Source organism: Anaerotruncus sp. 1XD42-93 (assembly GCF_009917605.1).
Lineage (GTDB): Bacteria > Bacillota > Clostridia > Oscillospirales > Ruminococcaceae > Anaerotruncus.
Genome location: NZ_QZEG01000238.1, coordinates 1 through 545, shown reverse-complemented (window position 1 = coordinate 545; position 545 = coordinate 1). Strand labels below are relative to the sequence as shown.

The window sequence follows — 545 nt, the reverse complement described above, 5'->3', positions numbered from 1 at the left end:
CGCCGTATCAAGCGATTTCGTCGCATTTTTACCCGCTATGACAAACTGGATATTATCTTTTTGGCTTTTGTCTTTTTTGCTCTCATTGTCGATGTGCTTATGTGAACACTACCTAGGATTGTTAAAGCGGGGGATCGTTCCCATCTTCTCACCCCCTTTCGTTGGGGGATGTAGTGGTCCTCTCCCTTTCCGCTAATAAAGCGAAATGATTTGGCTAAACTGTGCGTTAAATTGGCTGTTTTTGCAAAAAAATTTTGGCAATAAAAAACCGCTGTCAGTTCATGTAACTGGCGGCGGTTTTTCATTGCTAAATTATGGATTTTTGAAACAAGTAAGCTTTTTAAATTTTCAGTAGGGCTATAAATTCCGTTAAGGCAATGGGGATGGTGTTATCCCCACTTGATTCTAAAAACATGGCTGTTTACATCTCCTTAGAGCCTGTTTAATGTCCAATACAGATAATGGTCCTAACATTAGGGCTTGTTTGAAAAATAAATATTGCACAAACCAAATAAAAGTGCGAAAATAGAGCCATGAAGCGATAT

General features: G+C 38.9%; 1 pseudogene. It reads left to right on the top strand.

Annotation, left to right across the window (positions count from 1 at the left end):
* Positions 1-105: pseudogene (locus D5269_RS18805) on the top strand (IS5/IS1182 family transposase); the annotation flags it as partial.
* Positions 106-545 lie beyond the last annotated feature (440 nt).